The 16,361-nt window shown below is 70.9% G+C and carries 13 protein-coding genes; 5 read left to right on the forward strand and 8 right to left on the reverse strand.

Annotated elements, in window-relative coordinates; all coding sequences use genetic code 11:
* Window positions 1–33: 33 nt before the first annotated feature.
* Window positions 34–1,371, reverse strand: a complete 1,338-nt coding sequence (locus tag ACFVS6_RS06110) for a glycosyltransferase (RefSeq protein WP_389701070.1) — start codon at window positions 1,369–1,371, stop codon at window positions 34–36.
* A gap of 154 nt (window positions 1,372–1,525) precedes the next feature.
* On the opposite strand from ACFVS6_RS06110, the gene ACFVS6_RS06115 reads away from it, so the two are divergent.
* Complete coding sequence (locus ACFVS6_RS06115; RefSeq protein WP_389701072.1) at window positions 1,526–3,622, forward strand: glycosyltransferase family 4 protein; 2,097 nt, start codon at window positions 1,526–1,528, stop codon at window positions 3,620–3,622.
* Window positions 3,623–4,139: 517 nt separating this feature from the next.
* On the opposite strand, the gene ACFVS6_RS06120 is transcribed toward ACFVS6_RS06115, so the two are convergent.
* Window positions 4,140–4,586: a hypothetical protein gene (locus ACFVS6_RS06120; protein WP_389701074.1), complete on the reverse strand. Its 447-nt coding sequence runs from the start codon at window positions 4,584–4,586 to the stop codon at window positions 4,140–4,142.
* Window positions 4,587–5,917: 1,331 nt separating this feature from the next.
* Here ACFVS6_RS06120 and ACFVS6_RS06125 point away from each other — a divergent pair.
* Together ACFVS6_RS06125 and ACFVS6_RS06130 are read left to right on the forward strand one after the other, a co-directional pair.
* Window positions 5,918–6,382 carry a hypothetical protein gene (locus tag ACFVS6_RS06125; RefSeq protein ID WP_389701076.1) on the forward strand — a complete coding sequence of 155 codons (465 nt, stop codon included), beginning with the start codon at window positions 5,918–5,920 and terminating at the stop codon, window positions 6,380–6,382.
* A 623-nt stretch (window positions 6,383–7,005) separates the two neighbouring features.
* Window positions 7,006–8,229, forward strand: a complete 1,224-nt coding sequence (locus ACFVS6_RS06130) for a phosphatidylserine/phosphatidylglycerophosphate/cardiolipin synthase family protein (protein ID WP_389701078.1) — start codon at window positions 7,006–7,008, stop codon at window positions 8,227–8,229.
* Window positions 8,230–8,338: 109 nt separating this feature from the next.
* Here the strand turns inward: ACFVS6_RS06130 and ACFVS6_RS06135 are convergent, their stop codons facing one another.
* Complete coding sequence (locus tag ACFVS6_RS06135; RefSeq protein ID WP_389701080.1) at window positions 8,339–9,364, reverse strand: L-threonylcarbamoyladenylate synthase; 1,026 nt, start codon at window positions 9,362–9,364, stop codon at window positions 8,339–8,341.
* 165 nt (window positions 9,365–9,529) lie between these two features.
* Here ACFVS6_RS06135 and ACFVS6_RS06140 point away from each other — a divergent pair, with 165 nt between their 5' ends.
* Entirely contained in the window at window positions 9,530–10,084 is a 555-nt protein-coding gene (locus ACFVS6_RS06140; RefSeq protein WP_389701081.1) for a ferredoxin, read from the forward strand.
* Window positions 10,081–10,671, forward strand: coding sequence for a hypothetical protein (locus ACFVS6_RS06145; protein ID WP_389701083.1), 591 nt, complete (start codon window positions 10,081–10,083; stop codon window positions 10,669–10,671). The genes ACFVS6_RS06140 and ACFVS6_RS06145 overlap by 4 nt, the downstream gene beginning before the upstream one ends.
* Here the strand turns inward: ACFVS6_RS06145 and ACFVS6_RS06150 are convergent.
* From ACFVS6_RS06150 to ACFVS6_RS06170, 5 genes are all read right to left on the reverse strand, one after another.
* On the reverse strand, window positions 10,666–12,360 hold the full coding sequence (locus ACFVS6_RS06150) for a flavin-containing monooxygenase (RefSeq protein WP_389701084.1): 1,695 nt from the start codon (window positions 12,358–12,360) through the stop codon (window positions 10,666–10,668). The two genes, ACFVS6_RS06145 and ACFVS6_RS06150, sit on opposite strands and share 6 nt — an antisense overlap.
* 75 nt (window positions 12,361–12,435) lie before the next feature.
* Window positions 12,436–13,026 carry a hypothetical protein gene (locus ACFVS6_RS06155; RefSeq protein ID WP_389701086.1) on the reverse strand — a complete coding sequence of 197 codons (591 nt, stop codon included), beginning with the start codon at window positions 13,024–13,026 and terminating at the stop codon, window positions 12,436–12,438.
* Window positions 13,027–13,084: 58 nt separating this feature from the next.
* Complete coding sequence (locus tag ACFVS6_RS06160) at window positions 13,085–14,326, reverse strand: hypothetical protein (protein WP_389701088.1); 1,242 nt, start codon at window positions 14,324–14,326, stop codon at window positions 13,085–13,087.
* A gap of 77 nt (window positions 14,327–14,403) precedes the next feature.
* On the reverse strand, window positions 14,404–14,556 hold the full coding sequence (locus tag ACFVS6_RS06165; protein WP_389701090.1) for a hypothetical protein: 153 nt from the start codon (window positions 14,554–14,556) through the stop codon (window positions 14,404–14,406).
* 228 nt (window positions 14,557–14,784) lie between these two features.
* The gene (locus ACFVS6_RS06170; RefSeq protein WP_389701139.1) at window positions 14,785–16,344 is read right to left on the reverse strand and encodes a SulP family inorganic anion transporter; all 1,560 of its coding nucleotides are present in this window, start codon (window positions 16,342–16,344) and stop codon (window positions 14,785–14,787) included.
* Window positions 16,345–16,361 lie beyond the last annotated feature (17 nt).

Below are 16,361 nucleotides of genomic sequence, written 5' to 3' on the forward strand. Positions count from 1 at the left end.
CCGAAGCCCGGCGCCCCACCCCCGCCGACCCGGTTACAGGCCCCGCAGTCCCCGCATCAGCTCGCTCAGGGCCCGCGCGGCTCTTGTGGGGCCGTGCGCGTGTACGTGCGCGCTCAGCGCGTCGAGGGCGTGTCGGGGTGCGTCCAACAGGGTGGAGACGGCCCGGCCCGCCGTGTTCGCCTCCAGTCGGTTGGGGTCCAGACACAGGCCCGCGCCGGACCTTTCGGCATCGTGCGCGACCGAGAACTGATCGCTGGAAAAGGGCAGCACCAGGGCGGGCACACCTGCCGCCAGGCATTCGGTGAAGGAGTTGTTGCCCCCGTGGTGGACCATGGCATCCACGTGTCGGAGCAATGCCTGCTGCGGCACGGTCGCCGCCACCGCCACTCGTGGCCCTACCAGATGCGCGAGGGCGTCGGCCTGGTCCCCGGCCGCGAGGATCACCGAGGTGTCGTTCCGTTCGGCGAGAACGCCGCGCGTCACCGACTCCAGTACGTCCCGCCGCGCGGAGAGGAAGGTGCCCAGCGCGACCAGGACCAGGCGCTTGCCGGCCCGGCGCAGCCGGCCCACCTCGGAGTTCCAGAAGGGTCCCGGGTCGAGGGCGTCGGCGGAGGTGAGGTGTCCGCTGAATACGTAGGCCGGGCCTTCTGGGCGTTGGGGCAACCATTCGAGCCGGGGGTAGTTCAGGACGACCGCGCTCGGAGAGCAGTGGGCGAAGGCCCTGCTCGGTACGGGTCGGTGGGGAGCGTGGTGGGCGATGAAACGTGCGAACAGCGCGGTGAAGGAGCGGTCGTTCGCCCGGGCCTCCTCCCGCAACGTCCGCAGGTCCGCGGCGCTCGGTCGCACCGCTCGCGGCCACGCCTGGGGTACTCCGAACAGGGCCCCCGGGGCGGCCGGCAGATAGCTCGGATGGCCGGGACAGAAGGTCGCGTACGGCAGGTCCAGACAGTGCATCGCGAGCGTCACCGCATAGCTCAGCTGGTCCACGACGTACCAGTCCGCCGGTCGTCGGGCGTGCAGCGCCCGCAGCTCCGCCAGGACCCGTTCCGGTTCGGCCAGCATGTCGGCCCTTCGATGGCGGGCCTGCACCAGCAGGGCGGGAACGGCTCCGGCCCGGGTCGCCTCCAGGAACTCCTCCAGGCGCCGACCCTCGTCGTCGGCCTGAACGGTGCGCCGGGCGATTCCCGTGTTCGCGTTCCGGCTCACGGTGAGCGGGGCGAATCCCACCCCCGCCGTCCTGGCAAGGGGGGCGAACGGCTCCGCGCAGGCGAACGTCACCTCGTTCCCCGCTGCACGTAGCTCGCCGGCCAGCACGGACAGGGGAGCCGCGTGCGAGTGGAACGGCGGAGCGATCACGGTGACACGAGGCATGGGGGATTCACTTCCGCTGGACGGACATCGGTCCCTTCTTCCTCGCGGGACCCGCGTCCGGAGGCATCGGACCGATGAATTCTGCCCCCGCATCCGAAGCCGGCGAGCTCACGGAAAGAAGGGTGACGATCCGACCGAGCGAGAGCGGCGCCCCATGGACGCAATCACCCCGCAGGACGGGACCGACCCCTTTGTCGCGGCCCGCCAGAACTTCTGGGCGCCCGGGACGGCCGAGAGGGTTCCCCCTACGTGCGGCACTCTCACGGCATTCCTGAACGCCGAGTACCTCGCACCGCACCACGAGGAACCGTTCCCACTTCCGGCCGATCCCCTCGACCGGACGACGGCCTCGTTCCGCCGCGCCCTGCGGGCCCGAGAGGTGATCGCCCCCGAGGACCTCCTGGCCGCCGCGCTGAGCGATGACGAACGTCTGCGCAGCACCGTGGCCGAGGCCTGGCCCGCGACGCTGAGCCATCACGGCTCCGCGTACGTCCGCCGGGCACTGCGCGACGACATCCCGCGCTGCACCGACCCCGCCGCGCTGGCCCGCCTGATCGATCTGGCCACCGCGACGCGCCTGGCGGTACTGGACGCCGCCGAGTGGGCCGACATGGCCACCCGGAAACCCTTCCGGGACAGGGCGGCCCGCATCGCCCTGTGGCGTCACCTCGCGGGCCACCCACCCCTTCGCCACCTCCTTCCGAAGCCCGACACGGCCGCCGATGCCTACGAACACCTGCTGCTCACGGTCGCAAGAGACGGAAACGCGTTCGAACGACCGGTCCTGCCGCAGAAGGACGGTCTGCTCGTGGTCCAGTCGATGCTGCTCGGCGAGATCGACAGTCCGGGGCAGGGAACGAGCGGAGGACTCGGAGTCTTCCTCACGGGCCTCGGCGATACGCTCGCGCGCACGCGGGGCATCGACGCGGTGATCACCCTCGTGACGAAGGACGCGCGGGAGCTCCCCCGGGAGCCGACTCTCCTGCGCGGCCGCGGCGCCGGCCACTGGACGCTCTGCCTGCCCGTCGACGCGCACGACAACGCCGCGCCCGGGCCGGGCGGCCCCGGACGGCACGCCTTGAGTTGGTGGGCGAGCACCCTGGTGGCCGGACTCGGGCGACGCCCCGACCTCGTCCACGTCAGATACGCGGACGACGGTTCGCTGGCGATCGCCGAGGCCGCCCGAGCGATGGGCGCACGCCTCGTCTTCACCGCGACGCCCGATCCGCACCGCCGCATCGGTGAACGGCACGCCGGACGCACGGCAACCGGAGCGGCGGAAACGGAGGAGCTCCGCGACGACCTGCACCGCGTCTTCGTCGCGGACATGCTCGTCGACCGAGCCGACGAGGTCATCGGCATCCCCGGGCGGGGCGGAACGGCCGAGCTGATCCGCTACTTTCCGCAGCTCGCCGCCTCCAACGGCGGGGAAGGCCCCGACGCACCCCCGGAGGGGATCACCGCCTACCTTCCGGCCGAAGGCGAAGCACTGCGGCAAGGGCGACTGCTGGAGGGCCTCTTCGACTCCGGGCTCTCCGGGCTGCCCTCGGCGATCGACCCCACGGTGCGAGACCTTCCCGTCCTGCTCACCGTGGGGCGCCTCCACCCGCTCAAGCAGCAGCACGTCCTGGTCCGCGCGTGGATCGAGTCCGGCCTCCACCTCCGATCCGCGCTAGTCGTCGTGGGCGGGTCCGCCCGACCGGAATCAAGGGACCCGGCGGAGCGGGAGGTACGCGCGGCCATCGCCGATCTGATCGAGGCACACCCCGAATCGGCCGCCCGGTTGGCCCTGGTGCCGGCCATGCCGAACGCCGAGGTCCGCTGTCTGGAGCGGGCGCTGGCCCACTCGGAAACCACGGGCCGAGCCTTTTACGTCTGCCCCAGCGTCAAGGAGGAGTTCGGCATCGCCGTGCTGGAGGCCATGGACGCGGGCCTGCCCGTCGCGGGCACCGACCGGGGCGGCATCCCGCACTACCTCCAGGACATGGTCAACGGAGTTCTCCTGGACACCTCGTCGCCCAAAACCCTGGCCGAGGGCTTGGAGCGACTGATGGCCCTGGATCCTGAGGCCGTCGACGCCATGACCCGGCGCGCCCGAGCAACCGTCCGGGCGCGATACTCCATCGAAGTCGCGGCCTCGGCGTTCGCCTCCGTCTACGCCGGCCCGCTCAACCCCTCGGCCGCGACCCGATCCGCTTCCTCCACGAGTTCGTCCACGAGTTCATCCACGAGCAGAGCCAAACCCGAGTGAGCTGCCCGGCCCTCACCGGCCACTGCCCGGGCCCGGTCGGCGGTGGGTCGCCCGTGTGTCCGCCGTTGCTGCCGCGCCGCGAGCGTTGGAGTGCAGGACGTGTTGCCCGAGACACAGGTGGGTCTCCTGATCGGCTCCCGCCAGTGGCCTTGGCCGACCCACCGCATGGACCGGATCTTCGACCAGGGCGTTCCGGCCTCCACGGCGCGTACTTGGCCTGCACCGGCGACAACACGTCCTGGAAGGGCGGCCCGTCCTCCACCGCGGTCGGGCGCCTCGTGGACGCGCTCCCGCACTATCTGACGCCACCGTCCTCCACCCGCGCCGCGCCGCGTTCCGCGGGAGGGTTCCCCGGCCGCCGCCCGTTCCCGCCCCACGTTCATTCCAGTCGCCGCATTCGGCTGCCGCTGCTTCTCGCCCTGTCACGGGAGCTGCCGGCCACCGACGGTCCGGCTGAGGCAGAGAGTGGTCGGTCAGCGGAATCGAGAGGGCGCCCCCGGCCTCGCGGTGTCCCGGCCTACCAGGCCGGGCGCGGGTCCCGCAGTTCCTCCGGAGTCTGCTCGGGCAGCCACGTGTGCCCGACGTCCGTACGAAGCAAGTACCCGGGGTGGGGTGCGTACTCCTGCGTGGGCGGGGCCGGCCTGTGGAAGCGCTCGGTGCCTGGCAGCGGCAGCTCCACCAGTTTGCCCTCACGGAACATCCACAGTCCGAAGCAGTCGTCCTCCTCGTCGTGGAGCATGACCTGCACGCACTCGGGGTTGTTCCACGGCAGTGCCTCCAGGTCCTTGAGGACTCCGGTGCGCTGACCCTCCCGGAAGAACTCGAGGTACCACCCGCCGACGAACCAGCCGGGTATCGCCGCGAACCGGCCGCGCCATGTACGCGACTCGTCGTCCCGCGTCAGCGGCTCCATCACCTCGTCCTCGTACCGGGCCAGCACGAGTACCTGCGCCATTCTGCTCATGGCCGTATGTGACCGGACGCGGCCCCTGCGGGCAAATCGTTTCCTCCGAGGTGTCCGCTGGGAGGCTTCGGGTCGCCCAAGTGCCATCCGCCGGCCGATGCCGGGTCTGGGAGGCTCCCAGGGAGCGAGAGACTCATCGCTCCGTGTCGATGGCTCGGCAGAGCAGCCTGCGCCCGCACGTTCTGAAATCCGTGGCGCCGTTTCGGATCTCTTCGTGTTGAGGCGCTGACATGGGTCAATGAGGATCTTGATGGATCCCGTTCTCCTTCTTGGGGGCGGATCGGATCCGCTTCTTCGCCGCCGCCCTCTTCATGGCTGTGTTCTTGGTGGAGGCGGTGGCCTCACTCTGGTGGCCTCCGGGTTCGCGGCCCGCTCCGAGTCGGTGCGCAGGGCCATGAGGTCGATGACGCCGGTCGACGCGGCTGCGGGTTCGGCTTTCTCCACTGCTTCGCCCACCTCCTTGGCGTCGTTGGAGATGCTGGGGAGGTGCGGGTGATCGACCGGTTCCGGTCGAGGTCGGGTGGCCTGCGGTTGACTCGGCCGACCAGCTTGCGGGGCAACGCCTCGGCGCCGCCGGCGGGCGGGGTGGTGCGCCACGGGGCGACGTACGCGGCCCCGGGCCAGGCGGTGTCCGCACCTGCCAGGAGTGCGGCGGAGCACTCCCGGTGTTTGGTGCGCGGAACATGGCGACAGGTCACCCCGGTGCTGGAGCGGCATCCCGGCGGCAGCCTGCGCCGCATCCTTCGATGCGACGACGGGCGGTTCAACGAGCACATCGAGGAACGCAGCCGCCAAACCGTCCTGGCACGCCGAGGTCGGCGATGGATTTCGGCTCACAGAGCCGCCCGGGTTCTGCATGAGCTCAACGGACCCGGGCCGGGGCGCTGGTGAGTTCGGTGGTGATGTCACCGGCCCCGGCGATGCCGGGCCGGTGAGTGGACCGGGTGAGTTGAAGGGTGGCCGTCGTCCTTGGATGGTGCACGCCTCACCGGGGTTCTCTGGTGGTGGCGGTCACGATGACGCACTGTTGGGGGCATGCGGATCATCGAGCTTCTTCGGCGGGGTCATTGGGCCTGGCCGACCAGTTCCCCTCCGACCGTTCCTCCCGGCGGACCGCCGGTGTTTCACTGTCCGGAGTGCAAACGGATGGCACCTGCCGGGCAGATGGTCTGCGGCTCGTGCGGCTTCCGTCTGGTCGGAGAAGGCCGCTGAGGTTCGGGCGGTCAGTCGTCAGGTGACACCCGAGCCCCCGGCTGCACTGAGCATCCGTCGCCCGCCTGGACCATGGCGCTCTACACGTCCGGTGCACCTGGCTCGTTGAGAGAGAGAACATGTTCGCTGTCCTGCTGTGCTTGATTCCGGCCGTCCTGCTGGCTCTTCTTGTGCAGGGGATCCGGCTCGCGATCCGAGGAGTCCGGGTCCGGGCGTGGGCCGGGGCGGCAACGTGGGCCGGTTTCGGACTCACCACAGGCGTTCTCACGATCTTTGCGTACGCAATCGGCGCCTTCGTCGGCTGGGGAGGCATGGACAAGGGCGAAGCCTGCGGTGAAGACGCGTACGACTCGAAGATCGATGCGTTGCATCAGAACGATCCGCCGTTCCCGCTGCACAACTGGTGCAACGCCGAGCTCGACCTCGTCCCCTCCTGGGTCAACCCGACTGTTGCGGGCCTCGCCGTGGCCTTCCTTGTCTTTCTGACCATGGCTGTGGTGCTGGGTGCTGCCCGCGCCGTCGGTAAGAAGAAAGCAGAGAGCACACAGGGTATGAGAGGCCCTGGGCTGTCCGGGAGGACGTAGCGCCGGCCTGGGGAACCGCGTCCCGCCACCCGGACGGGGACGCGTAGTGAGCAGTTCCGGGAGCCGGCTCCTCTACGAGCGCGACGACGCGATCAACCGCATCGCGATCCGGCTGCCACTGAGGATCACTCGCAATGATCGACAGGACGTCCTCGCTCATGGCTACCGCTCCCCTTTCGACAGGCCACTGCAACGCCGCGACGGGATGCTATCGATCGCACGATCTGATGCTGCACCGCACCGCACCGCACCGCACCGCACGGCACCGGAGCCGATACCCGGCACGGTCAGTCGGATGTTCCTGGAACCCGGCAACGTTCCGGAGCCGGCTCAGCATCGGATGATCTGGAACCCGCCGACATCCGTTCTTGGTTCGCACCTACGCAGCCGCAGCCGCAGCCGCAGCCGCAGTCTCGGATACGTACACGCCGGGCACCCCGACAGAGCCCTGCCCCGAGTCCGCCGACCGCCCGGTCGGCGGCGGTTCGCCCGCGTGCCCGCGGTTCTTGCCGGCTCCTGGCCGTATGCACGGGCAGCACCGGCCTGTTCAGGCGGCGCCGGAGTGGGCAGACGGGGTCTGCGATGCCTGTCCTCCTCCTTCGCCCTTCGTCCCGGGAGCTTTCATGACCCTCACCCAAGATTCCGCCGAGTCGGGGCAGCAGCCTTCTCCGTCCCCGAGAGCGGGGACCGCCGAGGCCCGGGTGGCCAGGCTTCGGCGGCGCCTGGAACGGTTGATCGGCATCGCCGCGACCGAGGGCAACGCCCTCACGCCGCTGCGCAACGGGGACGAGATCTTCGCCGCGATGCTTGCCGGCATCCGCGGTGCGCAACACACCGTCGACATGATGACGTTCGTGTACTGGAAGGGCGAGATCGCCCACGACTTCGCCCGGGCCCTCGCCGAGCGGGCCCGGGCCGGAGTCCGGGTTCGACTGTTGCTCGACGGCTTCGGCAGCCGCCTGATCGAGCGGGAGCTGCTGGACTCCATGGAGGAGGCCGGAGTGCAGGTGGCCTGGTTCCGCAAGCCGCTCTACCTCTCCCCGCTCAAGCAGAACCACCGCTGCCACCGCAAGGTCCTGGTCGTCGACGAGGAGACCGCGTTCACCGGCGGGGTCGGGATCGCCGAGGAGTGGTGCGGCAACGCGCGCAACGAACGCGAGTGGCGCGACACACACGTCGAGGTCCGCGGACCCGCCGTCGACGGGATCGCCGCCGCCTTCGCGCAGAACTGGGCCGAGTGCCACGACGAACTCTTCGACGACCACGACCGGTTCGTCGACCACCGGCCGCAGGGCGACGCCGTCGTGCAGGTGGTGCGCGGCTCGGCCAGTTTCGGCTGGCAGGACATGCAGACGTTGGTGCGGGTCATGCTGGAGTCCGCCGAGGAACGCTTCCGCCTGGCAACCGCCTACTTCTCGCCGGACGAGTACTTCATCGAGCTGCTGTGCGCGACAGCCAGGCGGGGGGTCGAGGTGGAGATCCTGCTCCCGGGCCCCCACACCGACAAGCGGGTCTGCCAGCTCGCGGGCCAGCACCACTACGAGGCCCTCGTCGCCTGCGGGGTCAAGATCTACCAGTACCAGCCGACGATGATGCACGCCAAGGTCATCACCGTCGACGGTGTCGCCGCGCTGGTCGGATCCACCAACTTCAACCGCCGCTCCCTCGATCACGACGAAGAGGTCATGCTCGCCGTGCTGGACGAGCGGTTCACCGGGATACTCGACGGTCACTTCGACGAGGACATCACGGCGAGCGAGCTGATCCGGGAAGGCCGTTGGAAGCGGCGCCCCACCCTTCAGCGGGCCCGGGAACTGGCAGTCCAGCCCATCCGCCGCTTCCTGTGACCGGCACCGGCACCGGCACCGGCACCGGCACCGGCGCACAGGACCCGCCCGCGGCCCGCCCAGGACATACCCGTCCGGGGAGGACACCGGACGGCCGGCCCTCCGCCGCTCAGCTCGTACGAGGTTCGGGGCCGGGGGAGGGGCCGGGGGAGGGGGAGGGGCCCGGGGAGGGGCGGGGTCCCGCGGCGCGACGGAGCCGGTTGGCGATTGCCAGTCCCAGGCCCTCTTCCACCGGCGTCGAGGCGATGATGAGGTCACAGCCCTGTTGGTCGAGCTCGCGCAGGAACCCGTACAGGCCGCGCGCGTAAGCGGTCAGGGAGTCGGGGAGGGCCACCACGGCGTGGGCTTTCAACGGGGCGGTGACCTTGGGCGGGAGCAGGACGCCCACCTGATGTCCGAGCCCGGTCGCGCGCTCCGCTTCCGAAACGATCGTTTCGGGCTTGACGAGGACGACACGGGCCTGCGGCGCGTAGTGGGACGGGTGCTGGCCCGGCACCCGAACGAGTGCGGTCTCGGGTACCGGGACGGGGCAGCCCAGCACGGCTTCCAGGTCCTCGCGGGTCACACCGCCGGGCCGCAGGATGCTCGGGGCCGCACCCGTGACATCGACGATCGTCGATTCGACGCCGACCTCGCAGGAACCGCCGTCCAGCACGAAGTCGACCGCCGGGCCGAGTTCCGCGCGGACGTGGTCGGCCGTGGTCGGGCTGACCGAGCCGAACCGGTTGGCGGAAGGAGCCGTGACGCCGCCACCGAAGGTCTTCAACAGCGCGAGCGCGACCGGGTGGTCGGGCACGCGCACGGCTACGGTCTCCAGACCACCCGTCGCCTCGAAGGGCACACGCGGACCGCGCCGCAACACCAGCGTCAGCGGACCCGGCCAGAACCGCTCGGCCAGCAGCCGTGCCATCGGGGGCACGTCCTCGACCCATTCGTCCAGCTGTTCGGCGCCGGCGATGTGCACGATCAGGGGGTGGGTCGGCGGCCGCCCCTTGACCTGGAAAGTGCGCCCGATCGCGGCAGGGTCCTCGGCGTTGGCGCCCAGACCGTAGACCGTTTCGGTCGGGAGGGCCACCAGCCCTCCCGAGCGCAGCACACCGGCCGCCTTCTCGATGTCACTGGTAAGTGCCTTCATGGTCTCGATTGTCCCACTGTTCCCGGCCCTCCCCTCCACGTCCCCATCCCCCCACGACGCACCAAGATCGAGAAGGGACGGCCGGAGACAGGGCGCGACTTCGACCCACCTCGGGGGCGGGGCCTCAGAGGTTTCGTGGTTCGGCGCTGTGAGAGGCTGCCGGTCATGACGTACTGGGATCCGTTGCCCGCACTTGCCGCGCTTCCCGCCGACTCGCCCTACGCCGATGTCCGTTGGGACGGCAGGTGGGAGGAGCGGAACTGGCGCAATGTGCCCGGACCGTTCTACGGCGCTGCCACCGACACCTGCTGGACGGGGCGCCTGCACGCTCCCGAGTCGGTGCTGTACGACCCCGAGTACGGCCTGGAGTACGTCTATCGCCAACCCCGCGACCCCGGGGAGATCGAGAGCCTGCGCGAGGCCGCCTGCGAGGAGGCCTACGGGGGGTACGGATACGACGGCGACCTGTACTGGACTCCGGACGCGGTGCGGGCCTGGTGGCGGGACCGGGGACGGGTTCGGGAAGATGCCTTCTCCCTCGGGTGGGGGGAGTGGGCGACCATCGGGCGCGAGGCGCTTCAGGACCTGGCGGCCGGCGCGCGAGCCTACGTCGCCCACATCGACGGGGACCTGAACGGGTACCTGCGCGGGTACCTGTTCCGTCTCCAGGAGGGCCGTGCGGCGCATCCGGGGGAGAGACTGCCGGAGCTGCGGCCATGAGCTACTGGGACCCGATGCCCGATGCCAGGGAGCTGGAGGGCGGACCGCTGCCCGACCCGGAGGGCGGGACGTGGACTCCCGCTCCGTCGCCCTGCGGTCTGTGGAGCCCGTCGCCCGACCGGTGGGAGAACCGCGACTGGCGCAACGTTCCGGGGCCGTTCTACGGGGCGGGGACCGACAACTGCTGGATGGGCCGGGAGATCGCGCCCGCCAACGTGTTGTACGAGGACGAGTGGGGCGCGGAGTTCGTCTACCGACAGCCCCGGAACCGGAGCGAGACCCTGGCCGTGCTGGGAGCCGCCGCCCAGGACCCGTACGGCGGCTACGCCTGCGACGGCGACGACCACTGGACCCCGGAACAGGTCCGGGAATGGTGGCGTGATCGAGGGCGGGTACGGGAGTGGGCCGTCGCGCTGGACAGGCTGTGGTCGGCTTCGCGACGCGCCGACGAGCGGGATGCCGCCGGCGGGGCCCGCGCGTACCTGGCCCACATCGACGGTGACCTCGGACCCTGGCTGCGCGGCTACCTCTTCCGGCTCCAGGAGGGCCGTACCGCCCGCCAGGGCGAGACACTGCCCGACCTATGAACGCCACACGTCGAGGGCCGGTCGCGAAGGCGACGGCAGTCGGCGAGCGACGCCCGCGGGGGCTCGGCGTGACAGGGTGAAACCGGTGTAGTCGTTCGCCGCGGAGTCCTCGCACAGTGCCCGGTAGCGGTCGAGGCCACCGGTGTAGGCGAGGAACGTCCGAGGTTTGTCGGGGATGTTCGCCCCGTTGTACCAGGAGGCGACGCCCGGGTAGAGGGTCTGGTCGGCGAGGGAGTTCACGTGCTCGCACCAGGCGTCCTCCGCGGCGGCGGTGGCGTCGATCTCCGTGTAGGAGTTCTCCCGCAGGTGCGCGACGCAAGCTGTGATCCACTCGACGTGCTGCTCGATCGCGGTGACGGCATTGCTGAGGACGGACGGGCTCAACGGCCCGGTCACCGTGAAGAGGTTCGGGAAGCCGGCCGCCAGCAGGCCCAGGTGGTTGCGGGGGCCGGCCGCCCATTTCTCCCGCAGGGTGGTGCCGGCCTTGCCGGTGATGTCGATGGCCAGTTGTGATCCGGTCATCGCGTCGAAGCCGGTGGCGTGGACGATGACGTCCACCGGGTGGTGACGGACGCCGGTCCGGATGCCGCCCGGCGTGATCCGCGTGATGGGCTCCGCGGCGAGGTCCACGACGGCGACGTGCGGCGCGTTGTACGTGTCGTAGTAGTCGGTGTCCAGGCAGGGGCGCTTGGTGCCGTACGGAAAGCCCCGTGGGGTCAGCGACGCCGCCGTGGCGGGGTCGGTGACGATTTCGCGGATCTTGGAGCGGACGAACTCGGCGACCGTCTCGTTGGCCTCCGGACGGACGAGAACATCGGTGTACGTGCGGAGGAGGCCGCTGAGCAGGCCGGACTCCCAGGCCTTCTGGTAGGCGGCGGTGCGCTCGGACTCCTCGACCTCCAGAGCCGAGCGGGTCGGAGGTTCGAACACGGTGCCTCCGCCGGAGCGCCGCTGGGCCGCGCGGAACTGTGGGTAGTCCGCCTTGAGGGCGGCGACCTCGGCGTCCCCCAGGGGACGGTTGCGGGCCGGGAGGGCGTAGACGGCGGTGCGCTGGAAGACGGTGAGGGACGCGGCCTGCCGGGCCAGCAACGGGATGGCCTGCACCCCGGAGCAGCCCGTGCCGATCACCGCGACGCGCTGTCCGGTGAGGTCGACGCCGTCGAGCGGCCAGTCGGCCGTGTGCAGGGCCCGGCCCGAGAACGTGGCCGCTCCCGGCAGGTCCGGCTCCCTGGCGACCGACATGCAGCCGGTGGCCAGGACGACGAACCTGGCGTCGACGGTGTCACCGGTGTCGGTGGTGACCCTCCAGGTGTGTGCCTGTTCGTCGTACGCCGCACGGATGACCCGGGTGCGCAGGACGATGTCCTTGCGCAGATCGAAGCGCTCGGCCACGTGCCGGAGGTAGCGCAGCAGTTCCGGTTGGGTGGCGTAGCGTTCGCTCCACCGCCATTCCTGGTCGAGTTCGGGTGAGAACGAGTAGGAGTAGGCGGTGCTCTCGATGTCACAGCGGGCGCCGGGGTAGCGGTTGCGGAACCAGGTGCCCCCGACGTCGTCGCAGGCTTCGAATGCCCGCACCCGCAGGCCCAGTTCCCGTAGGCGGTACAGCTGGTACAGGCCGGCGAAGCCCGCGCCGATCACGAGGGCGTCGAGGGTGGCCGTGGCGGAGGGCTGCTCGGGGGCGCTGGGCATGCGGGTCTCCTGGGGTGTGCCGGGCGCGTGTGTCGGGTACGGGACGCGCCCGTCGCTCATCCGAACAGCCGTTCATCAGGCGGGCTCGGGTGGGCCGAGGACGGGCGCCCGTGGTGCGGGGACGGGCGGCGCGGGATCGGGTGGGCCGAGGGCGGAGATCTGCGCCAGGCTCATGCCCATTTCCTCGTGGAGGAAGCGGACCATGGTCCAGTGGGGCAGGGCGTCCTCGTCGAAGGGGCCGAAGGCCGCGGTGTACAGGGGGATCCACCTGAGCGCCTCCTCGATGGACCTCTCCCGGGTGCGCTCCACCCCGTGGTCGTCCCGGTAGCCCGCGTAGGTGATGCTCCGGTGGTGGATGAAGTGGGCGCCGGGCAGGCGTTCCTCGCACAGCTGCCGGTATTCGCGGGTCTGCAGGATGAGGAAGTGCCAGATCTCGTCGATCTCCTGCTCCACGGGCAGGAACAGGCCGCCCAACCGGTCGGGATGCCGGGAGACCAGGTACAGGTAGCGCAGGCATTCGCCGACCTGGCGCTCGGCGTGGTCGCGTCCGTGCGTGCTCCTCGCGGCGGCGTACCCGACGGCTTCCTCGTACAGATCGGTGCCCAGGAGCTCCGGGGCGGTGGGCGCCGCGGTGACGGTCGCGGCGCGGGGTGTCGGCGTTCTCATGGCCTGGTCCTGTTCGGGGCCGAAGGGGCGGGGCTCGGAGGTCGGGAGGACGCCCCGGTCAGGAGGCACGCTCCAGCCAGGCGTACTTGCCCGAACGGCCGATCGGAACGTGGGCGCGGTGGGCCGGCACGCACCTGCCGCCGATGAGGTCCTGGACGGTTCGGGTGAGGTGGTCCTCCGACCCGGCGTCGAGCGGGCCGTCGTCGAAGGTCACGTACTCAAGGGTGGCGGGCGCCGCGCCGCCGTCCTCCGTACCGGCGCCGGTGATCAGCCGACAGATGAACACCCTGTCGCTGACGGCGGCGACGCGGGCGTCGAGGTCGGCCTGCGCGACGGGGCCGTCGGGGGTGTCGAGGAGTTCCTTCTCCCGGCCGCAGAAGGCCATGATCTGCCCGGGGTCGGTCGAGCCGTCGGCGGTGCGGACGCAGTCGCCGGACCGGTAGCGGACCAGCGGCATGAAGGGGTTGCGCAGACTGGTGACGATCAGGCTGTGGATGCCGCTGCCGGGCGCGACGGGTATGAGTTCGACGCTCATGTCCTCAAGGTGCGGACGGTAGCGGCCGGTGTGCGCGTCGCTGGAGTACAGGTAGCCGAGTTCGGTGCTGCCGAAGAGGTCCACGACGGGGCAGGCGAAGCGGTCGCGCAGCAGGACGCGGACGTTGAGCGGGGTGTACTCGTAGGCGTGGACGATGCTGCCGGGTCGGGGGAACTCGTCCCACAGGTTCCAGGCGTCCACCTTCCGGACGAGGTGGGCGAGGTGGTAGCCGGAGCAGTCCAAGTGGTAGACGCCCGCCGGGTGGGCGCGGGCGATCTCCGAGATCTCGGCGAGCATCCTCCGTACCTCCGCACGGTCCCAGTGGGCCGGGTCGAGCGTGCGGTTGAGGTAGAGCGTGCGGTCGTCGAGCCAGCGTTCGCCGGGGGTGGCACCGGGGTTCTTGGCATTCACCCGGGCGACGTGCTCCGTGGCGAGGACGGTGGTCAGGGAGACGCGGGCGCCGCCGGCCGCCCAGGTGGCGGCCAGGTCGGGGTGCAGGCTCCACAGCCGGTAGTAGGAGCGGAGCAGGAAGTAGGGCGGCCTGATGAGCTGCATCCGCGCGTGGTTGGTGCCGGTCGACAGGACGTACTCCGCCTCGCCGGACGCGAGGGCCTCGGCGAGCGCGGTCGTCATCCAGTTGTCGGGAAAACCGCGGGCGATCTCGGCCTTCTCCAGGATGGGAAAGTCGCCGCGGGCGATGCTGTCGCGGTAGAGCGGGACGTCCCGCACCCGGTCCACGACGTGCGGGCTGGGCAACGGACTCATGGGGCAACCTCCAGGGGGTCGCGGGGGTCGCGGGGGCCGCGGACGACCGGCCGCGGCCCCCGCTGCGGGACGTCGGGTCAGGAGATGCAGCCGGTCTTGCCCGCCGCGCTGATGCAGCCGGCCTTCCCGGTCGTGCTGATGCATCCGTCCTTGTCGCCCTGGGTCGAGTTGACGGCGATCCACTTCGCCCAGACGGCGTCCTGAGCCAATTCCTGGATGAGCTTGTCCATGGGGACCTCCTCGTGTGCGGTCGGGTGAGAGCCGGCAGGCGGGCGGCCGGGCCGATGCGCGTCAGCCCGCACGGCGACGGTAAAGAGTGCACCAAAGGCCAGTCAAGAGCGAGTCAAGGCCAGTGGCGTGAACGTGGGCTCCGGCACCGGCGACCGCCCGCGGGGCCCCGTCGAAGACCATCCCGGTCGGACCTCTCCCGCCGGGGGCGACGGGCCCGGGGCGCGGCGTCAGCCTCTGCTGCCCTCGGTGAACTCCGAGGGTCCACCGGGCCCGACCGGCCCGTCCTCGCCCTGCGGCTCGGCTACCCGGTCCGTCGCGGCGGTCCGAGCGACGTCGGCGACGGTCAGCCGCACCGGCTCGCCACCCACTTCGTTGTGCCGCAACGCCCATCCCTCCAGCGCGGTCTGACAGGCCAGATCCAGATGGGACACGCCGGTCAGGTCCAGCTCGATCGGACGGTCCTTCGGCAGCGCCTCCAAGGTCTCCAGGACGCGTGGCAGACGCAGGAACGTGGCGTTCCCCGACAGGGTCACCACCATGCGTCCGCCGGTCAGTTCCCGCACACCGACCTGGATGTGCGAGGTGTCCCAGGCGGACTTGGCCACCGCGAGCACCACGCCGAGGACCACGCCCTCGAAGAGGTTGGTCGTCACGATGGCGACCGCCGTCGCGCCGAGCACGAGCGCCTCGCCCCGGGACCTCCGCAGCAGCGGCCCGATCTGCCGGACCGGTACGAGCTTCCAGCCCGCGTGCACCAGCACCCCCGCCAACGCGGCGAGCGGTACGAGGCCGATGGCGACGGGGAGCAGCGCCGTGAACAGCAGCAGCCACGCCCCGTGCAGGATGCGCGAGAGCGGAGTCCTCGCCCCCGCGCGCACGTTGGCGGAACTGCGGACGATCACGGCCGTCATGGGCAGCGCACCCAGCAGTCCGCACAGGCTGTTGCCGACGCCCTGCGCCACCAGCTCCTTGTCGTAGTGCGTGCGCGGCCCGGTATGCATCCGGTCGATGGCCGCCGCGCTGAACAGGGACTCGGCGGAGGCGATGAGGGTGAAGGCGACGACCGTCCCCAGGACGGCGAAGCCGCCCAGTGCCGCGAGATCGTCGCCGCCGGGCGGCTGGACGACCTCCAACAACCCGCGCACCGTCACGTGAGCCACGTCCAGGTGGAACACGGCGGTCACCGCGGTCGCCAGGCCTACGGCCGCCAGCGGAGCGGGCACCACGCGAAGGCGTGCGGGAACCGTCGGCCAGAGCACGAGCACGGCCATGGTCCCGAACCCGATCGCCGCGCCGGTCAGCATGGTCGGGTCGGAGAGCACGTCGATCACCAGACCGGGCACGCCGAGCAGCTTGTCCAGGCCGGAACGCGGCTGCGGCGCTCCGGCCATGGTGTACAACTGACCGAAAATCAGGACCAGCCCGATACCGGCCAGCATGCCCTCGACCACCGAGACGGACATGGCGCGGAACCAGCGTCCGCACCGCAGCAGACCCAGGACGACCTGGAGCACGCCCGTGAGCAGCACGATCGCTCCGAGCATCCCGAGGCCGAACTCCTGGACTGCTTCGAACACGAGGACCGTCAGCCCGGCGGCCGGGCCGCTGACCTGGAGGGTGCTGCCGGGCAGGAAGCCCACCACCAGCCCACCGATGATTCCCGTGATCAGGCCGAGTTCCGCGGGGACTCCGGACGCGACGGCGACCCCGACGCACAGGGGCAGGGCCACGAGGAAGACCACCAGCGACGCCAGCACGTCCTGGCGCAGGACACGGGGTCGACGCAGTTCTCCGAAGGTCGAGC

Source organism: Streptomyces sp. NPDC057939 (genome assembly GCF_042887545.1).
Lineage (GTDB): Bacteria > Actinomycetota > Actinomycetes > Streptomycetales > Streptomycetaceae > Streptomyces.

Excerpts from the sequence above, each read along its gene's own strand:
- ACFVS6_RS06160 (WP_389701088.1), bottom strand. The coding sequence starts at position 14,326 with ATGAGTCCGTTGCCCAGCCCGCACGTCGTGGACCGGGTGCGGGACGTC.
- ACFVS6_RS06165 (WP_389701090.1), bottom strand. The coding sequence starts at position 14,556 with ATGGACAAGCTCATCCAGGAATTGGCTCAGGACGCCGTCTGGGCGAAG.
- ACFVS6_RS06145 (WP_389701083.1), top strand. The coding sequence starts at position 10,081 with ATGAGCTACTGGGACCCGATGCCCGATGCCAGGGAGCTGGAGGGCGGA.
- ACFVS6_RS06155 (WP_389701086.1), bottom strand. The coding sequence starts at position 13,026 with ATGAGAACGCCGACACCCCGCGCCGCGACCGTCACCGCGGCGCCCACC.
- ACFVS6_RS06135 (WP_389701080.1), bottom strand. The coding sequence starts at position 9,364 with ATGAAGGCACTTACCAGTGACATCGAGAAGGCGGCCGGTGTGCTGCGC.
- ACFVS6_RS06150 (WP_389701084.1), bottom strand. The coding sequence starts at position 12,360 with ATGCCCAGCGCCCCCGAGCAGCCCTCCGCCACGGCCACCCTCGACGCC.
- ACFVS6_RS06130 (WP_389701078.1), top strand. The coding sequence starts at position 7,006 with ATGACCCTCACCCAAGATTCCGCCGAGTCGGGGCAGCAGCCTTCTCCG.
- ACFVS6_RS06115 (WP_389701072.1), top strand. The coding sequence starts at position 1,526 with ATGGACGCAATCACCCCGCAGGACGGGACCGACCCCTTTGTCGCGGCC.
- ACFVS6_RS06140 (WP_389701081.1), top strand. The coding sequence starts at position 9,530 with ATGACGTACTGGGATCCGTTGCCCGCACTTGCCGCGCTTCCCGCCGAC.
- ACFVS6_RS06120 (WP_389701074.1), bottom strand. The coding sequence starts at position 4,586 with ATGAGCAGAATGGCGCAGGTACTCGTGCTGGCCCGGTACGAGGACGAG.
- ACFVS6_RS06110 (WP_389701070.1), bottom strand. The coding sequence starts at position 1,371 with ATGCCTCGTGTCACCGTGATCGCTCCGCCGTTCCACTCGCACGCGGCT.
- ACFVS6_RS06125 (WP_389701076.1), top strand. The coding sequence starts at position 5,918 with ATGTTCGCTGTCCTGCTGTGCTTGATTCCGGCCGTCCTGCTGGCTCTT.